Raw genomic sequence first — 26,142 nt, forward strand, 5'->3', positions numbered from 1 at the left:
TTCGATGTCCGCCGGTCCGGCCGCGCGTGCCGGGCGAACCAGCTGCAGCCTGCCGCTGCCGCGCCGGCGGCTTCATCTCCGGCCTCTCCCCTAATTCATTCAGACGATTAACCGCGCCGCGCCCTTCGATAGAGTGGGTCGTCGAACGCGTCGGCCTGCCCGGCCGACACGACGCCGCCTTGTCGCCGACACGCGACCCAGCCAGCCGGCTTCCGGCGAGCGGCAACCGAATCCGGATATCCAGCCGATGCCGTGCCGCGCCGATCACGCGCGCGGGCGGTGCGCCGGCGTCGTACCCAATCCACGACTATCGAGGGGGAATCACCAGATGAAACCAAGCACGGCATGTCTGATTCGAACCGGGCTGATCGCGACCGGCACGTGGCTGGCCGCGACGGCATGGGCCGGCATCTCGCCGGACGGACTCAAGGCGCTCGACTCGACGCTGACGCCGATGGGCGCGCAGCGCGCGGCATCCAGCGACGGCAACGTGCCCGCATGGTCCGGCAAATGGCTCGGCGCGCCGCCGACCATCAAATACCAGCCGGGCGACCGCTACCCGGATCCCTACGCGGACGAGAAGCCGCTGTTCGTCATCACCGCGCAGAACATGTCGCAATATGCAGCGAACCTCACCGACGGCCAGAAGGCCATGCTGAAGAAGTACCCGGACACGTTCAGGATTCCCGTCTATCCGAGCCACCGCGACTTCCGCTACGACGACGGCACCTACAAGGCGATCCGCACCTATGCGGCCGGCGTGGAGATGATCGGCGACGGCAACGGCCTGAAGAACGCCGGTCCGACCGTGCCGTTCCCCGTGCCGAAAACCGGCCTCGAACTGCTGTGGAACCTGAAATACGCTTCGTCGATCGATACGGAAAAGGCCGTCTACGACCAGGCGGTCGTCTATCCGGAAGGCAATATTGCGTGGGGGAAGGTCAAGTACGACATCTGGTCGCCGAAGGACGCGCGGCCGTTCGATCCGAAGCTGTCGAACCTCAATCGTGCGTACTTCCGCGTCGCGACCGACCTGCCGCTGAACGAGCGCGGCACGATCATGGTCGGCTACTCCGTCTATGACAGCGCCGAAGCGAGTTCCAACCGCACCTGGATGTACAGCCCCGGCACGCGGCGCGTGCGCCAGGCGCCGGAATACGGCTACGATCAGCCGCAAGGGCCCGGCGGATTCCGCACCGTCGACGACGACCACTTCTTCAACGGTTCGCCGGAACGCTACCAGTGGAAGATCGTCGGCAAGCGCGAGATCTACGTGCCGTACGACAACTATCGGATGCTGTCGTCGTCGCTGAAGTACAGCGAGCTGCTGACGCCGCACCATGCCGATCCGGCCCGGATGCGCTACGAACTGCATCGCGTCTGGGTGCTCGAGGCGACGCTGAAGCCCGGTTTCCGCCACCAGTACGCCAAGCGCGTGATCTACCTCGACGAGGATTCGTGGTACGGCCTGCTGTCCGACAACTTCGACTCGCGCGGCGCGCTGTGGCGCACGAACATTCAGACGAACGTCTACGCGTACGACGCGCAGCGCTTCTATCCGACCGCGGTCTTCTATCACGACCTCGTGTCGGGCGCGTACATGGCCGACCGGCTCACGAACGCGGGACCGATGACCGTCCTCAACCGCAATCCGTCCTTCAACGAAGCGTACTTCGCGCCGGACGCCGCACGCGGCTCGGGACTGTGACACACGGCGCGCATCGCTGCGCGCCGCCACGCCCGACGGTGCGCACGCACGCGTCGGGAGGTACATCGATACGGAGAACCCGGATGGATTCGGATCACGTCGCGGCAGCACTGGCGATCGCTGAGGCGCACAGCCGGTATGCACGCGCCCTCGACGAGCGGAATTGGCCGATGCTGGACACGGTATTCGCGCCGCACGTGCAGGCCGATTACAACAGCGGCGAGTTTCGCGTCGACGGGCGCGCCGAACTGGTCGCGATGATCCGCTCGCACCTCGACGGCTGCGGCCCGACCCAGCATCTGCTCGGCACGCCGCACGTCGAGGTCGGCGACGGCGAGACCGACGCGCGCAGCCGCATCTACGTGCGGGCCGCGCATCGCGGCGCCGGCGCGAAACAGCCTCTGCTGTACGAGGCGCTGGGCGAATACGTGGCGGCCTGGAAGCGCACGCCGGACGGCTGGCGCGCGGTACATTGGGCGATGCGCGTGAACCTGGAGATCGGCACGCGGGACGTGCTCGGTTCGCATTGAGCACGGGGTGGAAGCCGGCATGCGTTCGGTGCCGGACGGCCGCCAGGCGCGCCGACCGGGTAGCCAGCCCAAAGCCGGCTACCCTCGCGTCCGTCATTCCCTCGATCAGAACATGGTCCGGATCCCGACCCGGGCGATCGCCTGCGAAGCGCCGCTCGACGAGCCGGACGGATTCAGGATTCCGTTGATGGCGGCCCGCGCGCCGGCGTTGGCCCGCTGGTACGCACCTTCCGCATAGACCATCGTGCGTTTCGAGAGCGAGTAGCCCAGGATCGCGTCGACCTGGTTGGCATGGTTGCCGTACAGAACGTCGTTCCCTTTCATGTACATGTAACTGACGCCGAGCGAAAGCGCGGCCGTGATCTGCCAGTTGCTGGCGAGCTGTCCGGCATACGCATAGGCGCCCGTCTGCGCGTTCCGGACCGTGACGAAGCTGGCCGAGTTCAGCGTCGGGCCGAGCGCGTAGTGGGCACCGACGCCCCAGTTCCGGATCGCCACCTGCGGCGAACCATCGGCCGCACCGGGATACTTCTGTTCGGTATAGGCGGCGCCGAAGCCGAACGGGCCGCGATCGTAGTTCAGGCCGAAGCTGATGCCCGAGTTCGATCCGAACGACCCGGCGACGCCGCCGAACGAATACAGGGCGCCGAAGGAGAAGCCGGCGATCTGCGGCGACTGGTACTTGACCGCGTTGTTGATCGGCATGCCGTTCGTGCGGGCCCACGAGAACCAGCCGGTCGGGTTTTGCGGGATGCCGAGATTCTGGAACGGACCGGCCGCGATACTGTAAAGGCCACCGGAGATCAGGCCCGGCGTGTTTTTCGCTTCGGTGAGCGACGTAAACATGAACTCGTAGACATTCCCGAGCGTCAGCTTGCCGAAGCGGGCGTCGTCGAGACCGACGTACGCGTTGCGGCCGAAGATTCCGGGCTGCATGGTCATGCCCGAACCGAGCTGAAACTGGTCCTCCAGCTTGAAGATCGCTTTCGTGCCGCCGCCGAGATCCTCGGCGCCCTGGATCACAAACAGGTTCGGCACGAGGATCCCGTCGTCGAACTTCGCCACGGCGTGTCCGCCCTCGTTCGAAACATAGGTCACACCGGCATCGATCAAGCCGTAGATCGTGACGCTGCTTTGCGCAATGGCCGAACTGATCGGGAGGACTGCAAAACATACGGCAGCAAATCTCTTTTTCATTCGTGTCTCCAAACATTGTTTTATTTTTTCGAATCGGCCGCGACGTCAGGCGTTCTTGTGATGGCGCGATTCGAATGCGGCCCGCCGACGGCTACTTTCCGGCGAGATCGAGCGCAACGTCGACGATCATGTCCTCCTGCCCGCCGACCATCCGGCGCCTGCCCAGCTCGACGAGGATGTCGACCGTCTTCAGGTCGTACTTCTTCGCGGCCACCTCCGCATGACGCAGGAAGCTCGAATACACGCCCGCGTAACCGAGCGCGAGCGTCTCGCGATCGACGCGCACCGGACGGTCCTGCAGCGGCCGCACGATGTCGTCGGCCGCGTCCATCAGCGTGTAGAGATCGGTGCCATGGTTCCAGCCCATCCGCTCGGCCGCCGCGACGAACACCTCGAGCGGCGCGTTGCCCGCGCCCGCGCCCATGCCCGCGAGCGACGCATCGATCCGGTCGCAGCCCTCCTCGACCGCGACGATCGAGTTCGCGACGCCGAGCGACAGGTTGTGATGCGCGTGCATGCCCGTCTGCGTCTCGGGCTTCAGCACGGCCTTCACCGCGCGGAACCGGTCGCGCACGTCGCGCATCGTCAGCGCGCCGCCCGAATCGACGACGTAGATGCAGTTCGCGCCATAGCTTTCCATCTTCTTCGCCTCGACGGCCAGGTTCTCCGGCGTGGTCATGTGGCTCATCATCAGGAAGCCGACCGTGTCCATCCCGAGCGCGCGCGCATATTCGATGTGCTGCTTCGAGATGTCCGCCTCGGTGCAGTGCGTCGCGACGCGCACGATGCGCGCGCCGGCGTCGTAGGCGGCCTTCAGGTCGTGGATCGTGCCGATGCCCGGCAGCAGCAGCGTCGCGATCTTCGCGTGCGTGACCACCTCGGCCACCGCCTCGATCCATTCGAGATCGCTGTGCGCGCCGAAGCCGTAGTTGAAGCTCGAGCCTTGCAGGCCGTCGCCGTGCGCGACCTCGATGCTGTCCACCTTCGCACGATCGAGCGCGCGTGCGATGTCCTGCACGTTCGCGATCGAGTACTGATGCCGGATCGCATGGCTGCCGTCGCGCAGCGTGACGTCGGAGATATAGATTTTCTTGCTCATCGCCGGATGCTCCTTACGCGCTCACGCGCGCCTGCGCCATGCGTTCGGCGGTCGCGAGCGCGGCGGAAGTCATGATGTCGAGATTGCCCGCGTACGCAGGCAGGTAGTGCGCGGCGCCTTCGACTTCGACGAACACCGACGTCTTCAGCCCGCTGAAGCGGCCCAGGCCCGGGATATGGAGCGGCGCATGCGCCGGAATCTCGTCGAACTGCACCTTCTGCTTCAGCCGATAGCCGGGCACGTACGCGTGCACCTTCGCGACGGTGTCCTCGATCGACGCCTCGATCGCGTCGCGGGACGCGAGCGCGGACAGCGTATAGACGGTGTCGCGCATCATCAGCGGCGGCTCGGCCGGGTTCAGCACGATGATCGCCTTGCCCTTCGCCGCGCCGCCGACCGCCTCGATCGCCTTCGACGTCGTCTCGGTGAATTCGTCGATGTTCGCGCGCGTGCCGGGGCCGGCCGACCTGCTGCTGATCGACGCGACGATTTCCGCGTAGTGCACGGGCGCGATGCGCGACACGGCCGCGACGACCGGAATCGTCGCCTGGCCGCCGCAGGTCACCATGTTCACGTTCGGCGCGTCGATGTGCGCGTCGAGATTGACGACCGGAACGCAGTACGGGCCGATCGCGGCCGGCGTCAGGTCGATCATCCGGATCGACGGCCTGAGCGTGCGCAGCAGCGCGTCGTTGCGTACGTGCGCGCCGGCGGACGTCGCGTCGAACACGAAGTCGATCCGGTCGAACACCGGCAGGCGCGTCAGTCCTTCGACGCCTTCGTGCGTGGTCGCGATGCCGAGCCGCGCGGCGCGCGCGAGACCGTCCGAGTTCGCGTCGATGCCGACCATCGCCGCCATTTCCAGATGCCTGCCATGACGGAGGATCTTGATCATCAGGTCCGTGCCGATGTTGCCGGAGCCGATGATCGCCACCTTGAGTTTTTCGGAAGCCATGCGAATGCCTCGGTTAAGCCGTAAAAGTTGCCCGGACGCTGCCGAGCCCGTCGATCTGCGCGACATGGGTGCCGGCTTCGCGCACCGCGACCATCGGGCCGAGCGCGCCCGTCAGCACCACGTCGCCCGCGCGCAGCGGCGTGCCGAGCTGCGCCATCCGGTCGGCCAGCCACACGGCCGCGTTCAGCGGATTGCCGAGGCATGCGGCGCCGCTGCCTTCGGACAGCACCTCGCCGTCGCGCGAGAGCGTCATCGCGCAGGCCGTCAGGTCGAGTCGCGACAGCGGCACCGGCCGGCTGCCGAGCACGAAGCGCGCGCTCGACGCGTTGTCGGCGACCGTGTCGACGAAGCGGATGTTCCAGTTCTCGATGCGGCTGTCGACGACCTCGATCGCGGCGAGCGCATAGGCGCTCGCACGCAGGATGTCGGCGAAGGTGTGCCTGTCGTGCGTAAGATCGCGCTCGAGCACCAGCGCGATCTCGGCCTCGACTTTCGGCTGGATCAGCGTCGACAGCGGGATCGGCTCGCTGTCGCCGTACGCCATCGACGCGAACAGCGCGCCGAAGTCGGGCTGGTCGACGCCCAGCTGCTGCTGCACCGCGCGCGACGTGAGGCCGATCTTGCGGCCGACGACGCGCTCGCCGGCGGCGATGCGGCGCTCGACGTTTGCCTGCTGCACCGCGTAGGCGGTGGTCATGTCGTCCAGTGCGATCGTGCCGCGCACCGGTTCGATCGTCCTGCGCGACGCCTCGGCTTCGCGCAGTCGCGCCGCCAGCTCATGCACGGTATTCGGGTCCGTCATCGCGGCCTCCGTTTCGGTTGTTGCTTCAATTCGTGGTGCGAACGATATGGCCGCGCCTGCAGCCCGCGTTTCGTCCGGCCATCCGTCGACCGGCGCGCACCGGCACGAGCACCGCGCCGGCACGCGTGATCGTTTCGTCAGTTGTTCGCGACGAAATCGGCGACCAGCCGGTTGAACTCCTCCGGGTGCTCGATCATCGCCCAGTGCCCGCAGCGGTTGAGCAGCACCAGACGCGAATTCGGGATATTCGCGAGCAGGAACAGCGACGTCTCGTACGACACCACGCGATCGTCGCGGCCGTGGATCAGCAGCGTCGGCACCTTGATCGCGGGCAGCAGTTCGGGCTTCACCCACTTCGGCAGCGGCGCACCCTTCGGCAGCCCCTCGACGTAGTTGCGCAGATGCTCGGGACGCGCCTGCGCGGCGTTCGAACGCGCTTCGCACAGCTCGGGCGTCGCGAAGCGCGCCTTGTCGTACACCATGATCTCCACGAGCCGGCGCATGTTCTCCGCGCTCGGGTCCCGATACGCCTGGATCAGCACCTTGAGCCCCTCGGACGGCCCGTCGCCGGCGCCGAACAGCGTCGGCATGCGCCCGACCGGCGGGCCCATCGTAACGAGATGCGTGATGCGGTCGGGATGCTCGGTCGCGAGGCGCAGCGACGTCTGGCCGCCCATCGAGTTGCCGACGAACGCGGCCTTGTCGATGCCGAGCGCATCCATGAACTGGATCGCCGCGTCGACGTGATCGAGCTGCTCGACCGTCGCCGCATCCGACTGCCCCCAGCCCGGCATGTCGACCGCATACACGTGGAACTGCTTCGACAGCGCTTCGATGTTGCCGGAGAAGTTGCTCCAGCCGGTCGCGCCCGGGCCGCTGCCGTGCAGCAGCATCAGCGGATGCCCTGTGCCGGCCTCCTGATAGTGCAGTTGCCAGTCGCGCGTCTTGACGGTACGGCTCGTTCCAGCCTGAGTCAGTGCCATGATTTCGGTCCTCGTTCAAAAATCGCGGATGCGCTCGCGCATCGCGCAGGAAGGCGGTTTGTTTGCGGCGATGGCCGCCGTCACGACCGCAGCAGGTCGGCCACGACGTGCGGCGGGCGGTGCCCCCAGGTACTGAGCCGGTCCAGATGCTGGACCTGCCAGGTTGCGTCGTCGACCATCAGCCCGCCCCAGCCGACCTCGACGTTGAAATCCGACGGCGTGCGGACGTAGAAGCTGAACATGCGGTCGTTCGGGTGCAGGCCGAGTGTCATCTCGAAGCGCTGCTTCGCGTCCATGCAGCGGTCGTATGCGAGACCCACGTCGTTCATGTCCGCGACCTCGACCATGAAGTGATGCATCCGCTTCGGAAACGGCATGTTGGCGAGCGCGACCGTGTGGTGACGCCCGTTGCAGCGCATGAACGTCACGCTCGCGACGATGCCGGGCGCCAGCTGCTGATCGATCACGTCGGTGATCCGGAAGCCGAGCAGCCCGTACCAGTCGACCAGCACCTGCCGGTCCATCCCGCGCTCCATCAGCACCTGATGGCCGGCGCCGCCCGCGCCGGTGACGAAGCCCGACACCAGCCGGTCCGATGCGAACGGCGTGTCCGCGTCGGCCAGCCCGACGTACAGCTCGATGCGGTTGCCGAGCGGGTCGGCCGTGACGGCGATGCGCCGCACCTTGCGTGCGGCGGCCAGCGCCGCGTCGCCTGCGTCGACCCGGGTGCCAGCCGCGCGCAGCCGCACGACGATCGCATCGAGATCGGCATCGGTCTCGCAGCCGTAGCCGGTGAACGCGAGATCGTCGGCGCTGCCGGCCTCGACGATCCAGCGATGCGCCTTGCCGTCCATGCGCAGGCTCAGCGACGTATCGGTCCGGCTCGCGTGCTGCATGCCCAGCAGCTCGACGCCGAAGCGTTCCCATTCGGCAAGATCGCTCGCCTCGATGCCGACGTAACCGAGTTCGGTCACAGTGCTCATTCGTGAAATCTCCTTCGTTGTTTCGTCCGGCGACGCACACGTACTCATGCGGGCACCGCGAGGCCGCTGACGTCCGCGGCGGCGACGAAGCGGTCGGGCCGCAGCGCGACTGCCCGCACGCCGTACTTGCGTAGCCACGGACGCAGCACGCCATCCAGATCGATCAGTTCGTCGCGACCCTGCGTGCGCTGGTCCTGCTGACGCAGCGCGATATAGCGCGCGCCGAGCTTGTCCCATGCGGCCTTTTCCTGCGGCGTCAGCAGCGAGGCCGGATCGACGTCGTCGCCGAGCAATGCGAAGCCGTCGCCGAGCAGATCGTCGAGGCGCGCCATCACGCCGCGGTTGTCGCCGACCACGGGCTGCGGCACCATGCGGCCGACGATGCTGCCTTCGCCAAGCGGGCCGCGCAGCCAGCCGGCGGCCAGCACCGGCGGTGCGATCAGCGGCGCTTCCGGCGCATCGGGCGCCGGCGGTGCGTTGAGCGCGGCCTGCTCTTCGTCGGTCAGTTCCTGCTTGATGATGCGGCCCAGCTGCACCGCGAGATCGGTGTAGAAGCTGGCGTTCGGGCGGCGCTCCGCCTCGTACGTATCGAGGAAGTGCGCCGGCAAGCTGCCGTTGAGCACGCCCGCGAGCTTCCAGCCGAGATCGAACGCGTCGCGCATGCCGGTCTGCATCCCCGCGCCGGCCCACGGCGGCATCAGGTGCGCCGCGTCGCCCGCCAGGAACACGCGGCCGACGCGCCACCGGTCCGCCATCCGCGTGTGGTGCCGGTAGAACGCGTGCTGATGGATCTCGACGTCGTCCTCGCTGACGCCCAGCGCCTCGAGCAGCGGCCACACCTGCTCGTTCGTGCTGAAATCGGCCTCGGTCTCGCCCGGCTTGAGCGGCAGCTCCCAGCGGTGATTGCCGCCGGACAGCGCGATGTCGACCACCGGCCGCTCCTTGTCGGACCAGAAGGTCAGCAGGTTTCGGTCCGGCCACCAGCGCTTCACGCGACAGTCGATCACGATCCACTGCACGTCGAGCGTGTCGCCGAGCAGCTTCACGCCGATCATTCCGCGCGTCGCGCTGCTGCCGCCGTCGCAGCCGATCACGTAGCGCACGCGCACGCTGCCGAGTTCACCCGTCGCCGCGTCCTTCGCGGTCACCGTGACGCCGTCCTCGTCCTGTTCGAGCGCCACCACGTCGCTGCCGTAGCGCACGTCGATGCGCTCGCCGTGCGCGGCCGCGCACTCGCGCAGCGTCGCTTCCATCGTCGGCTGGTAGATGTTGAAAAAGCGCGGCTTGATGCCGAGCGTCGATGGCGGGTGCTCGATGCGCAGGATCTCGGTGCCGTCGTAGCGCATCCAGCGCAGCGCGCGCTGCGGGTCGATCTGCTTGAGCACCGGCTCGTCGACGCCGAGGTTCTGGAAGATGCGCATCGTCCAGTCGTTGACGGTCACGGCCCGCGCGCGCGGGTAGATGTCGCGGTGACGCTCGAACGCAATGGTGGAAATGCCGTGCTTCGCCAATGCAAGCGCGGCGATCACGCCGGTCGGGCCATAGCCGACGATCGCGACGTCCGCATCGTAGTGCTGGGTCATTCGTTGTCTCCTGTCTCTCATCCGCTGTCCGGCGGACCGGTCGCCCGGCGCGTGCCGCGTTGCCGCGAAACCGCCTTCGATGCGACGGAATTGTACCGATAGGTCCAAAACTAAAAACTAGGGAATACGAGTATTGGACCGATCGGTCCATAAATGGGGAACGGTATACTTCGGCCATGAAAAATTCCCAACCCACCGGCAACCGGCGCGGCCAGCAGTCGCGCCAGGAGATCCTCGACGCGGCGTCGCGCGTGATGTCCGCGTACGGATACGCCGGCACGTCGATGTCGGCGCTGGTCGAGGCGACCGGCATTCCGAAAAGCGCGATCTATCACCACTTCGGATCGAAGGCGGGGCTGCTGGCGGAAGTGATGGCGCAGGGCGCGCACGGCTTCTTCGAGGCGATGCGCGACGCGCACCGCGATCCGCCGCAGGACGGGACGCCGCGCGAACGGCTCGGCTGGTATCTGCAGCGCACCGGCGAAGTGTTCGTGCATCGCGAGAATTTCCTGCGCCTGCTGATGGTGATGGTCATGACCAGCGAGGCGACCGACGCGCCCGAGGCCATGGAAATCGTCGCGACCGTGCGCAACGAGGGCCGCGACTACATGCGGCAGATGATCCGCGCGGCGTTCAGCACGGAAGGCGAAGCGATCGCGGCGGCCGTCGCCGAGCGGTTCGCGCACTTCGGGATGGCCGGGTTCGACGGCGCGTTCGTGTCGTTGCAGTCCCGCGACGGCTGCTCGATGGCGACGTACATGTCGCAGCTGACCGACGCGCTCGGCTCGATGGGCGAAGCGCACGCCGCCGCGCTGCGCGACGCAAGCGCGGCGCCGGCACGCAAGCGCGAGGCGAAAAGCGCAAAGCCGGCCGCGCCGGCGCAGGGCAAGGCGCGCGCGCGGCGGGGCTGACGGGCGCGGCTTCCGAACTTCCTCTCCACGGAACGGCGCGAGCGCGCGGCGGCCCCGCGTTGCGCCAGCCGCCGCGAAGCCTCGACGGCCGGCGCGCGAACACCCGTGCCTGCGCATCCCGGACATTTTCCTGTCCGTATGCGCCATCGCGAAACCGACGGCGTTCTACCAGTTTGTCGCAATCGTTCTAGCGGAAAAACGGCCCGTCTTTTCAAATGACGCCGGGCGACAGACACCGCTTCGCCCGGTCCGCCGATTCGACCGGTCGGCCCGCCTTTCCGTTGCATTCGTCAGAAAAAACGCGCACCGGCCCTGTGGGACGAACGTCCGTCAGGCCGCCTCTCAATCTGCTTTGGAATACGACATGTTCAATCGCGCCACCAGCACCGTCGAAAACGTGGACCCCGAAGTTTTCGCCGCGATCCAGCAGGAAAACCGCCGCCAGGAAGATCACATCGAGCTGATCGCGTCGGAAAACTACACGAGCCCGGCCGTGATGGCCGCCCAGGGCTCGCAACTCACGAACAAGTACGCGGAAGGCTATCCGGGCAAGCGCTACTACGGCGGCTGCGAATACGTCGACGTCGTCGAGCAGCTCGCGATCGACCGCGTGAAGCAGCTGTTCGGCGCGGAAGCCGCGAACGTGCAGCCGAACTCCGGCTCGCAGGCGAACCAGGGCGTGTTCTTCGCGATGCTCAAGCCGGGCGACACGATCATGGGCATGAGCCTCGCGCACGGTGGTCACCTGACGCACGGCTCGCCGGTGAACATGTCGGGCAAGTGGTTCAACGTCGTCAGCTACGGGCTGAACGAGAACGAGGACATCGACTACGACGCGGCCGAGAAGCTGGCCAACGAGCACAAGCCGAAGCTGATCGTCGCGGGCGCGTCGGCGTTCGCGCTGAAGATCGATTTCGAGCGTCTGGCGAAGATCGCGAAGTCGGTCGGCGCGTACCTGATGGTCGACATGGCGCACTACGCGGGCCTGATCGCCGCGGGCGTGTATCCGAACCCGGTGCCGCACGCCGACTTCGTGACGACGACGACGCACAAGAGCCTGCGCGGCCCGCGCGGCGGCGTGATCCTGATGAAGGCCGAGTACGAGAAGCCGATCAACTCGGCGATCTTCCCGGGCATCCAGGGCGGCCCGCTGATGCACGTGATCGCGGCGAAGGCGGTGGCGTTCAAGGAAGCGCTGTCGCCGGAGTTCAAGGCATACCAGCAGAAGGTGGTCGAGAACGCGCGCGTGCTGGCCGAGACGCTGGTCAAGCGCGGCCTGCGGATCGTGTCGGGGCGCACCGAAAGCCACGTGATGCTGGTGGACCTGCGCGCAAAGAACATCACCGGCAAGGCGGCGGAAGCGGCACTGGGTGCGGCGCACATCACGGTGAACAAGAACGCGATCCCGAACGATCCGGAAAAGCCGTTCGTGACGAGCGGGATCCGTCTGGGTTCGCCGGCGATGACGACGCGCGGCTTCGGCCCGGCGGAAGCCGAGCAGGTGGGCAACCTGATCGCCGACGTGCTCGACAATCCGGAAGACGCCGCGACGATCGAGCGCGTGCGTGCGCAGGTCGCCGAGCTGACCAAGCGTTTCCCGGTCTATCGCTGATCGCGCCGCGCCGACGACGATCGAGGTCCGGCCGCTGCCCGCGGCCGCCCGTGATCGTCGCATGGCGCGGAACGCCGCGTTTTCGCGAACAGGCGGCGGCTCGACATGCCGCCGCCCGCCACTCGCGCCATCTTCCCCACGCGAGCGGCACAGGTCCCGCTTTGCATTCGGTCGACGATAGATGCAATCGCCGGTCGCGGCGGTATTTCCCTGCTTCGGCATCCTGAATCGGGTCGCGATTCTTCCGAAGCGCCGGCGCTTCACGGAACCGCCTCATCCCCCCGTCGGTGATCTACCGAACAAAAAATGCAGGGCAACCGTGAAAGGATATCCTGCCCCCACGGAGTCCCCGCAGATCAGCCGACACCGCGTGCTTGATCTGCACGCCGAATCGATTATCGGCATCCTGCAGCAGGAAAGATCATGACCCAAGTAAAATTTGCATCGTTCTGGCATGGCCCGGAATTATCGCCCTATGAAACCGCCTGCCTGAATTCCTTTGCTGCTTATGGCAATGAGGTGAGCCTCTACAGCTACGAAGAGATCAGGAACCTGCCCGAGGGCATCGTCGCCAAGGACGCGAGCACGATTACCTCCCGCGATACCCTCAACGCCTTCCCGGTCAATGGCGTGCCGTCGATGGCGCATTTCACCGACTACTTCCGCTTCATGATGTTTACGAAGACGGATGAAATCTGGGTCGACACCGATATCCTGCTGCTGCGCGACTTCGACCTCGGCGACACGCGCAACCTGATCGGCCGCGAAGACCCGATAAAAATCTGTAACGCGATCCTTCGACTGGATTCCGACGATCCGCGTCTGCACGACACGATTCGCCAGATCGAAGCCATGAAGGGCACCCCGATTCAGTGGGGCGAGACCGGTCCGCTGCTGCTGACGAAAATATACGGAATCGACGCAGGACTGCCGCAGAATTTCTTCTACCCGGTGCATTACGACGACTACTACAAGGTCTTCCTGCCCGAACACTTCGACGAGTGCGCAGCGTTGTGCGCCGATTCCTACACGCTGCACCTGTGGAACAACCGGCTCGTGAAGATGGGGCTGTTCAAGAAGATCGGGCCGCCGGTCGGCTCGTTCCTGCATCATGTGTTCGCCAAGTTCGGCGCCAATGCGCTCTTCACCGAGTTTTATCCGGCCGACATCATGAAGATCATGACCGACAGCGCGACCGACAAGGTCGGCCGCGACGACGGTATCCGCAAGCTGCTGCAGATCGGCGTTCCGGTCATGAAGGGCGCGATTCGCCGCCGCCTCATGCCGAGCCGTTGAATCGAACCCCCACCGGGATTCGCCCCGTCCTCCGGATCACGCGCCCCCTTCGCAATCCGTCCAGTACGCAAACGGATCGCGATGACGCGGGTAGTGCGCGTCGAGCCACTTCAGCAATTCCGCACGCGCATTGTCCAGGTCGGCCCGGGATGGCGAACTGGTCATTTCATGCACTTCCGTGGAGGTCTCGCGGTCGATCACGAGGCAGCGCCAGTCCGGGCCGTCGAGATCCGGATCGTCGGACGCCCGCGACGACTTGCCCCAGCCGAAGCCCTTGCGCGCGTCGATGTAGTAACGCGGCTGCACTTTCAGATAGGACATGTCGCCGCCCTGCAGGCTGCTCTCGGCGCGCAGCACGTCGCGCGCGTCGACGATCTGCGTGACGCCCGGCAACTGGCGCAGTCGCCAGCCGAAAGGCAGCGTCGCGACGGCCTGCACATTGTCGTAGGCGCCCCACGTCAGCCCCCATGCTTCGGCCATCCGCTTCATGAACGCGTCGGCGTTCGGATAGCCGCGCAGCTGGATTCGTGTCGACACGGTCACCTCGAGACCTGCGCGCGCGCCGGCATCGGCGGACGCGGGTGCGAACGGATCGCCTGGACGCGCGCCGTCGCTGCCGCCGGCGGTCGGCACATCCGAAAACAACTGGTCGAGCGCCGCGCGAGCCTTCGCCGACTTATCCGTTCTGGTCATTGCAAATTTCCTCTTTCGTTCGATCTTTATCGCGAAGTGGGCGCGGCGGAATGGCCGCCGCGTATCGGCACGGAAACCCGGGCGGGTTTCAGCGAATGCGATTTCTCGCGAATGTGACCGTATTCTGTCAGGAAATGTTCGGACGCGGCTGAACCGCCTCGTGATCGTGAACCCGATCGTCACGATGGATCGCATCGTGCGGGTCTTCAGTTCGACGTCGATCGATGAAGAATCTGCGCGGATCGAATAACGTGCCCGAAATGATGCCGCCAGAGCGTCACGCCCAGCGCGCCCGACCGATCGAGCGACGACCCGACCGTCAGATCCTCGACCAGCGTCGGCCTCAGCCCCGCGTCGAACAGCGCAAACCCGGCGGCCAGCACGCAGGTATCCGTCTGGATGCCGCAGACCAGCACACGCTCGACGTCGAGTTGCACCAGATGGTCGATCGTGTCGGCCGACGGCGCATATCCGTGCTTGATGAAGATCCGGTCGGCCGCGACGAGACTGTCGTCCGCCGGGCCCGGCGCCCAGCCCAGCTGGCGCCGGAACGGGACGCGCTGCTCGTCGTGCCGCTCGACGGTCGCGACGGTGGGAATCACGCCGACCCACGCGCGAATGCCGTCCACCAGCCACGACGGCGGGGAAAAGCAGGGTTGGACGTCGACGATCAGCAGCGCCTGTTTCATGTACGATCGCGCCGGCACGGAAGGTGCCCGGATAGCCGGCGTCGGTTCGAAGAACGACGGCGGCTCCGTATCATAGTCGACCGTGAATGCCGCTGCATCGGGGCCGACGTGCCGATCACGCGCCGAACGCGGTGATGTCCTTCGGCGTGGTACCGTTTCCGGCGCAATACGACAGATAGTGCTGCAGCGCCGACGACCAGTTCTGGGTCGAGATGATGCGATCCTCGTCGTCGAGGTAGATCAGCTCGCCCTGCACGATGTTCAGCGTCACGATTTCGTCGCCGGGGAGCGCCTGCGGCGTATGACGCGACGCCGCGGTTTCGAATACGAGGCTGCCGGGGCCGGCGACCCAGTCGTGCTCCACGTACTTCCAGCGACCCGACAACGTATAGACGATGACCGTCCCGGTATGGTGATGTTTCGGCAACTGCGCGTGCGCCGGCGACTTCAGCAGCACGATGATCTCGCCGCGCGTCGGGTCGAGCTTGAAGTACTTCACCTTCACGTCCGGCAAGTCGGCCGACATCGGTATCCAGGGCATCGACGCGTCGTCGATGCATTCGGTCGCCACATTTTCATAGAACATTCCGTCATCTCCTCGGTGTGCGCCGCGCCGCCGTTTCGCCCGATTCAGCCCGGGCCCGTGCGGCGTGCTTGATCTCTTTCGGGGATGCGCGTGCGCCCGTCATCCCGATCGCGGGACACGAGGCCTCGTGCACCCGGTTTGCCGATGATGGACGTTCCGGCGTGCGCTGCCCTTGTCGAAACGGGACATTGCGTGGTCGTATCGGGACAGCGCGGGCGTGTCGCCGGGCCGGCACGCTGCGCGGATGTCGGCGTCATTCGATACCACTGGTTTTTAATTCTCCACCTCACGCCGACACTATGTCTGGCGAGATGTCCAATCGTGGCAGAGCGCCACTTCTTTCTTCCGACCTGAAAAATAATATGGACTACTACGATATGAATTCATATTTCCGTCCCCCCATTGATGCTTTATTTGATGTCTGACATTCTGTAAAACGTGTCGTCAATGCGCGGAACGTAATTTAAATGAACGGATTTTGTTTTGAAAATGAAACTTCTCGCGCGTCCGGCATAGACGGCCTCGATCATTCATACCCCAGACCCCGGAAAACGGAATCTCCCGCTGTTTCTTCAGAAAAATCTCGCCCCGTGAACCCGGACGGCCTTGCGACTGCCGGCCTGATCAACGCCCTTCGGACACCGGCATGCCACTTCGACGAGAACGGCGAGGTCATCGGCATCAACGACGCGTGGCTTGCCTACGCCGATCGCTCGATCGAGACGCCCTCTCGGCTCCAATGGACCGAGTTGGTGCATGCCGAGCACCGATATGCCGCCCTGTCGGCCCTGCGCGCCATGCAATCCGGATCGGAACACGAAACGCTCGAGTGCCGGCTGCTGGGTTCCCGCGGCGTCGACGAGTGGTTCATCGTCAATCTTCATCGAGTCGACACCGGATCGCTCTGCACGTGCACGAACATCCATGACCTGAAGGCCAGGGAAATGGAGCTGAAGGGTCATACGTCGATACAGTCAGATATGCTGAATATCAGCATCGACTGCATCAAGCTGATTTCGCCGACAGGCAGGCTGCTGCACATGAACCGCGCCGGATGCCAGGCATTGGATGTCGATGAAGACTCGGGATTCGGCATGCCGTGGCTGCCACTGTTGCCCGAAGACGTCCGTCCCGAGGGAAGTATCGCGCTGGAATCCGCAAGGAACGGCGCATCCGGCAGGTTTCCCGGGCGAAGCGAGCGCGCCGGACACGATACCCGGTATTGGGACAATATGCTGACGCCGATACTGGACGCCGAGGGAAAAACGACAGCCATTCTGTGCGTTTCGAGAGACGTCACGCGCGAACGCGTCGCGCTTGATTTGCTCCGGCGCAGCGAAGAACGACTGGCTATCGCGGCCCGTGTCGGCGGACTGGGAATCTGGGAGTACGACATCGAATCGGACACACTGCAGTGTGACGAGAACTGGTATCGCATCATGGGCCGCTCGCCCGACCATCCGATCACCTCGATCGAGCAGTTCCGCCGCTTCATTCATCCCGACGATGTCGAGATGGCGGTCGAGGTCACCCGCACCGCGGAGGCGTGCATTGCGTCCGACACGGATCATCGGGTCGAGTACCGCGTCGTTCAACCCGATGGCGAAATCCGATGGGTTCAGACCACGGCCTGTCCTCAGAATGAAAACGGCAGGGTCAAGCGAACGATCGGCTTCGTGCTCGACGTAACGAAGATCCGTCTCGCTGAGCGTCGGCGGGAAGCGTGGCTGCACTTCATTTCCCATGACATGCGCTCACCTCAGTCGTCGATTCTCGCGTTGATCGATCTTCAGCGAGCGGCTGAACCGGGCCCGTCCACCCAGGGCCTGCTCGACCGAATTGCCGCATACGCGCGCCGAACGCTGGCGCTGGCCGACGACTTCGTTCTGCTGGCGCGCGCCGAAGCGCCGATCTGGTCCCTGGCGGAAACGGACATCGGCAGCGTGGTGCTCGATGCGATAGATGAATTGTGGGCGCCGGCTCGAGCGCGCGGCATCCGGCTCGACGTGGACATTGGCGATGAGGTCTGCGTCGCGCGCGTGGAACCCTTCCTGCTGGTGCGCGCGGTCGTCAATCTCGTGAGCAATGCGATCAAGTTCAGTCCGGCGGATGCCACGGTAACCGTGCGTCTGTACTGCGTCGAGCACGGATATGCCATTTCCGTTTCCGATCACGGGCCCGGCATTTCCGCTGAAGCCCGGGAACGTCTGTTCGAGCCATTTCAACGCCTGCCGGTCGAACCGCCTCGTCACCCCGCCGGCGCCGGCCTCGGACTGGCCTTTGTGAAAACGATCGCCAAGCGATATGGCGGCAACATCGAACTGCACACTCGCCCGGAAGAGGGCTGCACGTTCGTCTTGACGTTACCGGGCAGTTCGTCGATCGACGTTTCGGCGTGATGGGCGGCCAGCGCGGATCTTGCCTTCCCTTCGTCTGGTGATACGTCTGCAATGCACGTGCGTTGCCGCTGGAACAGTCGCTCGCCGCGCGGCTTCACCTCTCCATCGCGCGAGGTCGTGTTCCGAAGTGCGGTGGCAAAGCCGATGGCCGCTCGCGCCGGGTCTCCGTTGAATTCCGGTCTCCGTCGAGGCCAGCCTTGTGATGTCGGTATCAGTCGAGCAGTTGCGTAAGTCAAGACCTGATCTCTCAGTCAGCGTCAGATCAGGTCTGAGATTGCTTCGCCGTCACTTCATCAAGGGCCGTGATCGACCCATCGGTGACGTTCGGCTCCGTCCAAAGCGGACGTTGAAATTAGTAGGGTTCACCGTTCTTGTGCTGGAAACCCCACTGGCCGTTTGAACCCATCACAGCAACGAGATCGTCTGTTGCATAGCTTACTGCGTCGCCAGATACCCTGCTGCCGACCTCGATGATCGTGGCATCGGCTGCCGAGTTGTTTTGTAGATGGTGCGCCATACCATTCGCGCAAAACCCGGCGCACATTCCAGGTCGCATGAGGTAGCTTTCGTCACCGACGTAGAGGGTAACCTCGCCGCTGAGGACATACACCCACTCGTCCTGTTTCGAGTGCCGATGGTGTAGAGCAGACACCGCGCCGGGGCTCAATGTCGTCAAGTTCACACCAAACTGACTCAAACCGAACGGATCGCCAAGAGGTTTCTTCTCCCGTCCCGTCATGCGCGAGGCAAACGGCTCAGGGTAGTTTGAAGGTTTCGTACGGGGTACTGCATCGGCGGCGACCATGCAAGCTTGGGGCTGATCCATTTGCGATCCTCACTCCGTCAAAATAGGCAAAAGAGATTGTGGAAATGCATGACGGAGGCGTCAATCTTGATTCGAACAATCAACCTATCTTTCGATTGGTCGTGAACCCCAGTTGCTTTAGGCGCTTTTTTGCTGCGATTGTCAACGATGCTGGCATAAGGCCCCGTGTCCCCTCCTGGCCGAGAGTCGACGGATGCAGTCGGCCCCGGATACCCGACCACACTGCCCCGACGCTTTCGCGACATCCTGCCTGCGCTACGCAAACCCATACACCTTCGCGGGGTTGGCAACGAATATCAGCCGCTGCCAGTCCGGACGCCCGATCCAGCCGGCGATCACGTCCAGCAGGCTCGCGTCATCCGGCTTGTCCGTCTTCTGCGTCGGGTGCGGCCAGTCGGTGCCCCACAGCATGCGCTCCGGCGCCATGTCGATCAGCGCCTTCGCGACCGGGGCGACGTCGTCGTAGGCAGGCGCCCCCGTCTTGCTGTCGACGTACGGGCCCGACAACGTGATCCACGTATTGCCCTTTTCAACCAGGCGTTGCGCGCTACGAAACGCGGCCGACGACAGCCCGCCGGGCTGCGGCACATGCGCGATATGGTCGATGACGAGCGGACAAGGCAACACCGCAAGATGACGTTCCAGCTCCGGCAGCCGCGCGCCCTGCACCACCAGCTCGATATGCCATCCGAGGTTCGCGATGCGCGCGGCGAGCGGCGAGCGGCGCCAGCATGTCGAGCGTCGTCGCGCCCGGATAGCTCAGGTTGAACCGGATCGCACGGATGCCGCCGCGATCGAGCGCCCGAAGTTCGTCGTCGCTCACGGTGCTGTCGACGACGGCGACGCCGCGCGCGGCGTCGCCGAACTGCGCGAGCGCCATCAGCGTGCAGCGGTTGTCCGTCCCGTACGTCGACGGCGTCACGACCACGTTGCGCTTCACACCGACGCGCGTCTGCACGCTCCGGTATTGCGCGACGGTCGCATTCGGCGGTTGCAGCGTCGTGCCCGGCGCGACCGGGAACCGGTCGTCGTAGATGTGCATGTGACAGTCGATCGCCCCTTCGGGCAGCCGGAACGCCGGGCGCGCGATGCCGCTCGACCAGGTTTCGTCGGCAGCGGCCGGCCTCGGCAATGCAGCCGAAGCCAGCGTCGCACCGGCGATCCGGAGGAACCCGCGTCTTGCCATCCGCGCCATGATCAGATGGTCCCCGTCTTGCCGACCAGCTTGCCGGACGCATGATTGCGCGTGAGCAGCAGCAGCGTCGCGACGCTCACGAGCGTGAGGATCGCGAGCGGCATCAATGCGAGCGCATAGCTGCCCGTCGCCGCCTTCACCCACCCGTACACGTTCACCATCAGCCCGCCGCCGAGCAGGTTCGCAATCGCATTGACCGTCGCGAGCCCGGCCGCCACGGTGCTGTTGGACAGCATGTCGGTCGCGAGCGCCCAGAAGGGGCCCTTGAACGAATACGCGCCCACCAGCACCGCGCAGAGCATGCAGATCGTCGGCAGCAGCGATCCGCTGAGCGACGTCGCGAACAGGCCCACGCCGATCAGCAGCATCGGCACGACCGTGTGCCAGCGCCGTTCGCCGACGCGGTCCGAGCGCCGCCCCCAGTAGACCATCAGGACGGAGGCCACCGCGTACGGCACCGAATTCAGCAGGCCGGTCTCCATGACGGTCAAGCCGAACGACTTCAGCAACTGCGGCTGCCACACGGACAGCGTGCTGCCTGCCGCGGACGCACACGTGTCGACGAGCGCGAGGCACAGCACGTAGCGGTTGCGGAACAGTTGCGCGAGCGGCAGCGACGGCACCTTCTTGCGTGTCTTGTGGCCGGCGGCCAGCGTAGTCGTGAGCCACGCGCGCTCGTCGTCGTCGAGCCACTTCGCGTTCTCCGGCTTGTTCGTCAGCACGAACAGGCACGCAATGCCGAGCAGCATGGTCGGAATGCCTTCGAGAATGAACAGCCAGTGCCACCCGCGCAGGCCCCAGACACCGTCCATCTGCAACAGCAGCGCGGAGATCGGCGAGCCGATGAAGCTCGCGGCCGGAATCGCGACCATGAACGTTGCGACGATCCGCGCACGATACTGCGCGGGAATCCAGTACGACAGATAAAGCAGCACGCCGGGGAAAAAGCCGGCCTCGGCCGCACCCAGCAGGAAACGCAGCACGTAGAACGTCGTCGCGTTGTGCACGAGCGCGGTCGCCGCCGACACGATGCCCCACGTGATCATGATCCGGGCGATCCAGATCCGCGCGCCGTATTTCTGCAGCGCGAGATTGCTCGGCACTTCGCAAAAGAAGTATGAAATGAAGAACAGGCTGCTGCCGAAACCGAACACCTGCGCCGACATCCCGAGGTCATGGTTCATCTGCAGCGACGCCATCCCCACGTTGCCCCGGTCGATGAAGGCAAGCAGGTAGCAGATCATCAAAAAGGGAATGAGTCGCCAGACGACCTTTCGTATGGTCCGGCGTTCGATCGCGGACGCGTCCATGAAAGCGGTTTGCATGTTGTCTCCGTTTATTGTGCGCCTGGGCGCGTTCCTGTAAACCGTTGCCACGCGATGACCGCCACGACGCCGCACGCGAGCACGGCGGCCATGGCGGCGAAGGTGTGTCGCACGCCGAGCGCCTCGGATGCGCTGCCGACGAGCAGGTAACCGAACGGCATCGTGCCGTTGTAGGCCATGCCGTACATCCCGACGAGCCCGCCGCGCACGTGTTCGGGGCACTGGCGCTGAATGGTCGCGTTCGTCGACGTGGCCGCGAACGTGAGGCTGAAGCCGAGTGCATAGAACGCGGGGATCGATCCCGCCGCATCGGTCGTCGCGGCCAGCACGGTCAGCGCGCCGACTGCCGTCCACGGCGCATACGCGATGAAGCGGTGCGATGCGCGCGGCCCGAACGCCGACGACAGCAGCACCGCCGCGCTCAACGAGCCGGCGCCGGCGCACGCAAAGAACACGCCGGTAAAGCGCGCCGCGTCGTGAAAGCCGTGGTCCGCGAGCAGCGGCACGAGCGTCTGGTAGCTACCGGCGAACAGGCCGATGCACGCGAGAATCGGCAGATAGCGGGCCGAGAACGCATCGGACAGCACATAGCCGACCGCGTCGCGCAGGCCGCTCTCCGCGCGCGACGGGCGCTCCACCGACGCAGTCCGGATCGACCGCACGCACGTCGCCATGAAGCAGAGCGCGAGCGCATAGATCGCAAACGACGTCCTGGGCCCGAGCGTCGGATAGACGAACCCGGCGATGGTGGGGCCGACCATGCGCCCGACGTTGTAGACCATCGTGTTCATCGCGACCGCGTTGGACGTGTGCGTCGCATCATGCAGGCTCGTCAGCAGCAGCACCTGCCGCGCCGGCGTTTCCACCGCGCTCGACACGCCGATCGCCAGCGCATGCGCGAGGATCAGCTTCACGCCGAGCAAGCCGAGCAGCGACAGCGTGAAGAGGCTGCTGGTCAGCAGCAGTGACGTCGTCAGCACGCAGAGCGTCACGCGGCGCGCATTGGCCGAGCCGATGCGGGAGCCTGCCACCGGCGCGACGATCAACTGCGGCCCGTACAGCAGGAAGTTGAGCAGCGCGAGGATCGCCGCCGAGCCGGACAGGTGATAGATCAGCAGATTCAGCGTGACGTTCTGCGTCCAGCTGCCGAGCACCGACGCGACCTGCCCGCTCAGATAGCGCCGCAGCGATGCCTCCGACAGCGCGGGAAACAGCCTGCTCACCCACCCCGCTTGCGTCGCCACGTTCATGACAGCGCCTTCCCGCGCGTTTCGGGCGCGAACAGCACGACCACGGCCGCAGCGATGAACGCGACGATCGTCGTCGCGAGTCCGAGCACGAAGCCGCCCGACGTCGACGCCAGCGTACCGATGACCAACGGCGCGATGAAGCCGCCGAGCCGGCCGCCGTTGTACGCGAGGCCCATGAAGAACCCGCGCGATGCCGTGTTGCCGATGATCTCGGCGAGGAATGGGCCGGCACCCGCGAAGATGCCGTTCACGCTGAAGCCGGTCAGAAAGATAGCGCTCATCAGCAGCAACGGATTCGCCGACACGATGTACACGCCGACGGCCATCGCCCCGACCAGCAGGTACGCCAGGAACATCGGCCGCCGGCCGATCCGGTCGACCCATGCGGAGAACAGCAGAAAGCCGGAGATCGCGCCGAACTGCAGTGCGAGCACGAACTTCAGGCTATGCACGAAGTCGAGGTGCTTCACCGTGACGAGGAACGTCGGCGTCCACGTGAATACGCCCCAGTACAGGTACTGCAGAAAGAAGATGAAGCCGAAGGCGGTGAGCAGGCCGCGCACATTCAGCTTCTCGTGCCCTGCCGTGCCGGGCTTGCGGGCTTGCGACCTCGCGTGCCGGCGTTCGAGCCAGATCGGCGATTCCGGCGTCTTGCGCGCGACCCAGAACAGAATGAAGAACGGCGATGCACCGATCAGGAACAGCAGACGCCAGCTGTCGCCGCCCAATCCGCCATGCGCGGCACTGACGATGCCCGAGATCGCGATCGCGAGAATCGCGCCGATCGGCAAGCCCATCTGCATCAGCGCGCCACCCTTGCCGCGCCGGCTCGGGTGCCAGGTTTCCGCGATGAGCGCCGCGCCGGCGGTCCAGGTTCCGCCCATCCCGAGCGCGCCGCAAAAGCGCAACGCGGCAAACCCGTGCGCGTCGGGCGCAAATGCAATCAGGCCGGAGAACAGCGAGTAGATGCCGACGCAGAGCAGCGCGGTGCGCACGCGCCCGATCCGGTCCGACACGAAGCCGAACAGAATGCCGCCGATGATCTGTCCGGCCGCCGTGACGCTCGTGAAAATGCCGAGCTGCGCCTTGCTCAGCCCGAACTGCAGCGCGAGCGTCGGCAGCAGCAGCGAAAGCAGGAACGAGTCGTAGCTCTCGAACGTCCAGCCGAGCCCTGCGAGCGACAGCGAACGCCACTCGATACCGGTCATGCGCGTGGACCCTTTTTTCGCGGCTGCGGACTCCAGGTCCTGCGTCGCCACGGTTGCACTCGTCTTCATGGGTTGTCTCCGGGAATCGCGACGCGGTACGTCGATGCAGCCGTCCGGCTGAACAGCGCGGCCTTTTCGTCGGCCGACATCGCGGACGCGAGTCGTTTGAAGGCGTTCCACAGCACGCGATAGCTGAACATCCCCTTGTCGACGGGGAAATTGCTTTCGAACATGCAGCGATCGACGCCAAAGCATTCGACGCAGATGTCGAAATACGGCTGCCACGCCGCCGCCAGTTCCTGCGACGACGGCGGCAGGTCGCGCGCGGCGAAGTCGAAACCGAATACGGTCATACCCGCGCCACCGAGCTTCATGCGCGTGTTCGGCAGCGCGGCGAGACGCGCGAGTTGCCGTTTCCATTGCGCATGCACTTCCGCGCGTCGACCGGCATGCGGGCCCACGCCGAGCGGACCGCCGAAATGGTCGATGACGATGGTGACGCCCTCGCATGCGCGCGCGAGTTCGTACAGGTCGTCGAGCTGCGTGTGATAGACCCACGCATCGAGCGACAGCCCGTAGCGGCCGAGCGCCGCCACGCCCTGCCGGAAAGCCGGATCAGACATCCGGTCGCGCGGCGGCGTCACCGGGCTCGATCGCACGTCGGGGCTCGAATGCCACGCGAGCGGATTGCGGATCCCGCGCAATCGCCCGCCGGACACCTGCAGCATCGTGTCGAGCACCGCATCGAGCTCCGCGCCGAGCGACAGATCGGCGCCGCCCACGATGGCCTCGCAGCACCGCGCGGAACCGTATGCGCCGCTGTCGAACATCGCGGCGACGCCGCTCGCGAATTCCACTTCGCCAACCGGCTTGAACGCGTCCGGCCCGCTTGCACGCAACATCGAGCGGCACTGCACGTAGACCGTCGACACGACCCGATGCCCGCTGCGCACGTCCGCGCCGAACTCGTCCGCAAGATAGCGCCCGGTCTGGCGGTCCCACAGGTGGTGATGGGCGTCGACGATCGCAAGCTCGGGTTCGAGCACCGGCTCGTCGCGCAATGCGAGCCACTCGGGCCTGACGGGCAGATGGGGTGCGTGGACGGTCTGCATCGCACTCGCCTTAGAACTTCTGGCGCATGCCGATCACCACACCCGTCTGGTTGTGATCGGGTGCGACCGTGCCATAGCCGTTCACGCCGAGCGCGGAGCCGCCCTTGTTGCGCGCGAAACCCGCCGTCGCGTAGATATCGGTGCGCTTCGACAGCAGATAGTCAGCACAGAGCACGGCGAGCCACGGGTCCGCACTCGTCGAATGCACGTCCTGGTAATAGGCCGTTGCCGTGACCACGAACGCCGGCGACACCGCGTATTGCGCACCGGCCCAGTACAGATTCGCCGCGCTGGCTTCGGAGCCGTTCGCGATACGGATCGGGTTTGCCGGCAGGAACGCGTTCGACGCGTGAAGATAGCGATAACCGGCGAACCCCTTCACCGGTCCGATCGCATACGACGCGGCGGCCGTGGCGCGCCGCTCGGTGCCCGTGTTGGTCGCGACGGTGTTGCTGTTGCGCTGCTCGTACGACACGCTCGCAGCGAACGGTCCTTGCGCGAAAGTCAGCGCCCCGCTGAAGAAGCGGCCGGTGAGTTGCGCGCCCGGCACCTCGGCGCCGTACCCGGTGTCGTAGCGGGTGCTATACATCGCCTGCGCCGTCAGCGGACCGAACACGCCGGTGTACTTCGCGGAATTGTCGATACGCGCGGCCGCCGCGTAGTCGAGCGACAGCACCGAGTATCGCGACGACGCGCCCATCGGGTCGAACGCCACAGCCTGTTCGTAGAAGAGCGAGTTCTGGCGGCCGAAGGTCAGCTGCTGACCTCGGTACGACAGCCCGACCCACGCCTGCCGGCCGAAAATTCGCGACGTCGTGGCGGCGTTCGAGCCGAGGCCCTTCGTCGACTGCGCAGTCGTGCCGTCATTGATGTTGAAGCCGCTTTCCAGCTGGAAAATGGCCTTCATGCCGCCGCCGAGATCCTCGACGCCCTTCAGTCCCCAGCGCGAACCGGACAGATTGCCCGACGCTTCGCGCGTCTGCCCGCCGCCGGTACTCGTATTGTTGATGTGTTCGATGCCGACGTCGGCAATGCCGTACAGCGTGACGCTGCTTTGCGCATGCGCGGCACCGCACCCCAAGGTCGCGCTCGCGACGGTGACGGCGCCGAGCACGAGGCGGGATTTCGGGCGGGCATTCTGGCTGGCCTGATTCAACAACATGGAGTCTCCAAACTGTTTTTTGTGGGTTGATCTGAGGA

22 protein-coding genes and 1 pseudogene are annotated in these 26,142 nt (G+C 65.5%); 6 read left to right on the forward strand and 17 right to left on the reverse strand.

Annotated features, from left to right (window positions below):
• The first annotated feature begins 328 nt into the window (after positions 1–328).
• Together WS57_RS12790 and WS57_RS12795 are read left to right on the forward strand one after the other, a co-directional pair.
• Complete coding sequence (locus WS57_RS12790; RefSeq protein ID WP_069244298.1) at positions 329–1,708, forward strand: DUF1329 domain-containing protein; 1,380 nt, start codon at positions 329–331, stop codon at positions 1,706–1,708.
• Between the two features lie 83 nt (positions 1,709–1,791).
• Positions 1,792–2,238 (forward strand): nuclear transport factor 2 family protein, encoded by a 447-nt coding sequence (locus tag WS57_RS12795; protein ID WP_009689233.1) that lies wholly within the window; start codon positions 1,792–1,794, stop codon positions 2,236–2,238.
• Positions 2,239–2,343: 105 nt separating this feature from the next.
• On the opposite strand, the gene WS57_RS12800 is transcribed toward WS57_RS12795, so the two are convergent.
• From WS57_RS12800 to WS57_RS12830, 7 genes are all read right to left on the reverse strand, one after another.
• Entirely contained in the window at positions 2,344–3,435 is a 1,092-nt protein-coding gene (locus WS57_RS12800; RefSeq protein WP_069244299.1) for a porin, read from the reverse strand.
• Positions 3,436–3,526: 91 nt separating this feature from the next.
• Positions 3,527–4,534 (reverse strand): 4-hydroxy-2-oxovalerate aldolase, encoded by a 1,008-nt coding sequence (gene dmpG / locus WS57_RS12805; protein ID WP_069244300.1) that lies wholly within the window; start codon positions 4,532–4,534, stop codon positions 3,527–3,529.
• Between the two features lie 13 nt (positions 4,535–4,547).
• Positions 4,548–5,489 carry an acetaldehyde dehydrogenase (acetylating) gene (locus WS57_RS12810; protein WP_069244301.1) on the reverse strand — a complete coding sequence of 314 codons (942 nt, stop codon included), beginning with the start codon at positions 5,487–5,489 and terminating at the stop codon, positions 4,548–4,550.
• A 13-nt stretch (positions 5,490–5,502) separates the two neighbouring features.
• The gene (gene mhpD, locus WS57_RS12815) at positions 5,503–6,291 is read right to left on the reverse strand and encodes a 2-keto-4-pentenoate hydratase (RefSeq protein WP_069244302.1); all 789 of its coding nucleotides are present in this window, start codon (positions 6,289–6,291) and stop codon (positions 5,503–5,505) included.
• Positions 6,292–6,428: 137 nt separating this feature from the next.
• A complete protein-coding gene (locus WS57_RS12820) occupies positions 6,429–7,274 on the reverse strand; it encodes an alpha/beta fold hydrolase (RefSeq protein WP_009687623.1) in 846 nt (281 codons plus the stop codon).
• A gap of 80 nt (positions 7,275–7,354) precedes the next feature.
• Complete coding sequence (locus WS57_RS12825) at positions 7,355–8,257, reverse strand: VOC family protein (RefSeq protein ID WP_069244303.1); 903 nt, start codon at positions 8,255–8,257, stop codon at positions 7,355–7,357.
• Positions 8,258–8,301: 44 nt separating this feature from the next.
• Positions 8,302–9,840 (reverse strand): bifunctional 3-(3-hydroxy-phenyl)propionate/3-hydroxycinnamic acid hydroxylase, encoded by a 1,539-nt coding sequence (locus WS57_RS12830; protein WP_059515999.1) that lies wholly within the window; start codon positions 9,838–9,840, stop codon positions 8,302–8,304.
• A gap of 176 nt (positions 9,841–10,016) precedes the next feature.
• Between WS57_RS12830 and WS57_RS12835 the strand changes: the two genes are divergently transcribed.
• The 3 genes from WS57_RS12835 to WS57_RS12845 all read left to right on the forward strand — a co-directional run bounded on the left by WS57_RS12835 (position 10,017) and on the right by WS57_RS12845 (position 13,659).
• Positions 10,017–10,751 carry a TetR/AcrR family transcriptional regulator gene (locus tag WS57_RS12835; RefSeq protein WP_059604415.1) on the forward strand — a complete coding sequence of 245 codons (735 nt, stop codon included), beginning with the start codon at positions 10,017–10,019 and terminating at the stop codon, positions 10,749–10,751.
• A 364-nt stretch (positions 10,752–11,115) separates the two neighbouring features.
• A complete protein-coding gene (glyA, locus tag WS57_RS12840) occupies positions 11,116–12,363 on the forward strand; it encodes a serine hydroxymethyltransferase (protein ID WP_069244384.1) in 1,248 nt (415 codons plus the stop codon).
• A gap of 423 nt (positions 12,364–12,786) precedes the next feature.
• Positions 12,787–13,659, forward strand: coding sequence for a hypothetical protein (locus WS57_RS12845; RefSeq protein WP_059513948.1), 873 nt, complete (start codon positions 12,787–12,789; stop codon positions 13,657–13,659).
• Between the two features lie 36 nt (positions 13,660–13,695).
• Here the strand turns inward: WS57_RS12845 and WS57_RS12850 are convergent, their stop codons facing one another.
• The 3 genes from WS57_RS12850 to WS57_RS12860 all read right to left on the reverse strand — a co-directional run bounded on the left by WS57_RS12850 (position 13,696) and on the right by WS57_RS12860 (position 15,627).
• The gene (locus tag WS57_RS12850; protein WP_059513945.1) at positions 13,696–14,352 is read right to left on the reverse strand and encodes a hypothetical protein; all 657 of its coding nucleotides are present in this window, start codon (positions 14,350–14,352) and stop codon (positions 13,696–13,698) included.
• A gap of 206 nt (positions 14,353–14,558) precedes the next feature.
• Positions 14,559–15,041 (reverse strand): cysteine hydrolase family protein, encoded by a 483-nt coding sequence (locus WS57_RS12855; RefSeq protein ID WP_059513943.1) that lies wholly within the window; start codon positions 15,039–15,041, stop codon positions 14,559–14,561.
• Positions 15,042–15,156: 115 nt separating this feature from the next.
• Positions 15,157–15,627 carry a 2,4'-dihydroxyacetophenone dioxygenase family protein gene (locus tag WS57_RS12860; protein WP_059513940.1) on the reverse strand — a complete coding sequence of 157 codons (471 nt, stop codon included), beginning with the start codon at positions 15,625–15,627 and terminating at the stop codon, positions 15,157–15,159.
• A gap of 590 nt (positions 15,628–16,217) precedes the next feature.
• Between WS57_RS12860 and WS57_RS12865 the strand changes: the two genes are divergently transcribed.
• Positions 16,218–18,026, forward strand: coding sequence for an ATP-binding protein (locus WS57_RS12865; RefSeq protein WP_069244304.1), 1,809 nt, complete (start codon positions 16,218–16,220; stop codon positions 18,024–18,026).
• A gap of 352 nt (positions 18,027–18,378) precedes the next feature.
• Here the strand turns inward: WS57_RS12865 and WS57_RS12870 are convergent, their stop codons facing one another.
• The 7 genes and pseudogenes from WS57_RS12870 to WS57_RS12900 form a co-directional block, all read right to left on the reverse strand.
• Positions 18,379–18,852 (reverse strand): cupin domain-containing protein, encoded by a 474-nt coding sequence (locus tag WS57_RS12870; RefSeq protein ID WP_069244305.1) that lies wholly within the window; start codon positions 18,850–18,852, stop codon positions 18,379–18,381.
• A gap of 255 nt (positions 18,853–19,107) precedes the next feature.
• Positions 19,108–20,047 (reverse strand): annotated as a pseudogene (locus WS57_RS12875) (amidohydrolase family protein).
• Positions 20,048–20,049: 2 nt separating this feature from the next.
• Positions 20,050–21,372: an MFS transporter gene (locus WS57_RS12880; RefSeq protein WP_069244306.1), complete on the reverse strand. Its 1,323-nt coding sequence runs from the start codon at positions 21,370–21,372 to the stop codon at positions 20,050–20,052.
• An 11-nt stretch (positions 21,373–21,383) separates the two neighbouring features.
• Positions 21,384–22,622, reverse strand: a complete 1,239-nt coding sequence (locus WS57_RS12885; protein ID WP_069244307.1) for an MFS transporter — start codon at positions 22,620–22,622, stop codon at positions 21,384–21,386.
• Positions 22,619–23,899 (reverse strand): MFS transporter, encoded by a 1,281-nt coding sequence (locus tag WS57_RS12890; protein WP_069244308.1) that lies wholly within the window; start codon positions 23,897–23,899, stop codon positions 22,619–22,621. The genes WS57_RS12885 and WS57_RS12890 overlap by 4 nt, the downstream gene beginning before the upstream one ends.
• A complete protein-coding gene (locus WS57_RS12895) occupies positions 23,896–24,942 on the reverse strand; it encodes an amidohydrolase family protein (protein ID WP_069244309.1) in 1,047 nt (348 codons plus the stop codon). The genes WS57_RS12890 and WS57_RS12895 overlap by 4 nt, the downstream gene beginning before the upstream one ends.
• Positions 24,943–24,952: 10 nt before the next feature.
• The gene (locus WS57_RS12900) at positions 24,953–26,104 is read right to left on the reverse strand and encodes a porin (protein ID WP_059482873.1); all 1,152 of its coding nucleotides are present in this window, start codon (positions 26,102–26,104) and stop codon (positions 24,953–24,955) included.
• Positions 26,105–26,142 lie beyond the last annotated feature (38 nt).

This window comes from Burkholderia pseudomultivorans (assembly GCF_001718415.1).
GTDB classification, from domain to species: Bacteria; Pseudomonadota; Gammaproteobacteria; order Burkholderiales; family Burkholderiaceae; genus Burkholderia; species Burkholderia pseudomultivorans_A.

What these genes read in the sequence shown, in the direction of transcription:
- WS57_RS12890 (WP_069244308.1), bottom strand. Translation starts at nt 23,899, where the DNA reads ATGAAGACGAGTGCAACCGTGGCGACGCAGGACCTGGAGTCCGCAGCC.
- WS57_RS12830 (WP_059515999.1), bottom strand. Translation starts at nt 9,840, where the DNA reads ATGACCCAGCACTACGATGCGGACGTCGCGATCGTCGGCTATGGCCCG.
- WS57_RS12845 (WP_059513948.1), top strand. Translation starts at nt 12,787, where the DNA reads ATGACCCAAGTAAAATTTGCATCGTTCTGGCATGGCCCGGAATTATCG.
- WS57_RS12850 (WP_059513945.1), bottom strand. Translation starts at nt 14,352, where the DNA reads ATGACCAGAACGGATAAGTCGGCGAAGGCTCGCGCGGCGCTCGACCAG.
- WS57_RS12825 (WP_069244303.1), bottom strand. Translation starts at nt 8,257, where the DNA reads ATGAGCACTGTGACCGAACTCGGTTACGTCGGCATCGAGGCGAGCGAT.
- WS57_RS12790 (WP_069244298.1), top strand. Translation starts at nt 329, where the DNA reads ATGAAACCAAGCACGGCATGTCTGATTCGAACCGGGCTGATCGCGACC.
- WS57_RS12820 (WP_009687623.1), bottom strand. Translation starts at nt 7,274, where the DNA reads ATGGCACTGACTCAGGCTGGAACGAGCCGTACCGTCAAGACGCGCGAC.
- WS57_RS12880 (WP_069244306.1), bottom strand. Translation starts at nt 21,372, where the DNA reads ATGCAAACCGCTTTCATGGACGCGTCCGCGATCGAACGCCGGACCATA.
- WS57_RS12800 (WP_069244299.1), bottom strand. Translation starts at nt 3,435, where the DNA reads ATGAAAAAGAGATTTGCTGCCGTATGTTTTGCAGTCCTCCCGATCAGT.
- WS57_RS12870 (WP_069244305.1), bottom strand. Translation starts at nt 18,852, where the DNA reads ATGGATCAGCCCCAAGCTTGCATGGTCGCCGCCGATGCAGTACCCCGT.
- WS57_RS12900 (WP_059482873.1), bottom strand. Translation starts at nt 26,104, where the DNA reads ATGTTGTTGAATCAGGCCAGCCAGAATGCCCGCCCGAAATCCCGCCTC.
- WS57_RS12895 (WP_069244309.1), bottom strand. Translation starts at nt 24,942, where the DNA reads ATGCAGACCGTCCACGCACCCCATCTGCCCGTCAGGCCCGAGTGGCTC.
- WS57_RS12810 (WP_069244301.1), bottom strand. Translation starts at nt 5,489, where the DNA reads ATGGCTTCCGAAAAACTCAAGGTGGCGATCATCGGCTCCGGCAACATC.
- WS57_RS12885 (WP_069244307.1), bottom strand. Translation starts at nt 22,622, where the DNA reads ATGAACGTGGCGACGCAAGCGGGGTGGGTGAGCAGGCTGTTTCCCGCG.
- WS57_RS12835 (WP_059604415.1), top strand. Translation starts at nt 10,017, where the DNA reads ATGAAAAATTCCCAACCCACCGGCAACCGGCGCGGCCAGCAGTCGCGC.
- glyA (WP_069244384.1), top strand. Translation starts at nt 11,116, where the DNA reads ATGTTCAATCGCGCCACCAGCACCGTCGAAAACGTGGACCCCGAAGTT.
- WS57_RS12860 (WP_059513940.1), bottom strand. Translation starts at nt 15,627, where the DNA reads ATGTTCTATGAAAATGTGGCGACCGAATGCATCGACGACGCGTCGATG.
- WS57_RS12795 (WP_009689233.1), top strand. Translation starts at nt 1,792, where the DNA reads ATGGATTCGGATCACGTCGCGGCAGCACTGGCGATCGCTGAGGCGCAC.
- WS57_RS12855 (WP_059513943.1), bottom strand. Translation starts at nt 15,041, where the DNA reads ATGAAACAGGCGCTGCTGATCGTCGACGTCCAACCCTGCTTTTCCCCG.
- mhpD (WP_069244302.1), bottom strand. Translation starts at nt 6,291, where the DNA reads ATGACGGACCCGAATACCGTGCATGAGCTGGCGGCGCGACTGCGCGAA.
- dmpG (WP_069244300.1), bottom strand. Translation starts at nt 4,534, where the DNA reads ATGAGCAAGAAAATCTATATCTCCGACGTCACGCTGCGCGACGGCAGC.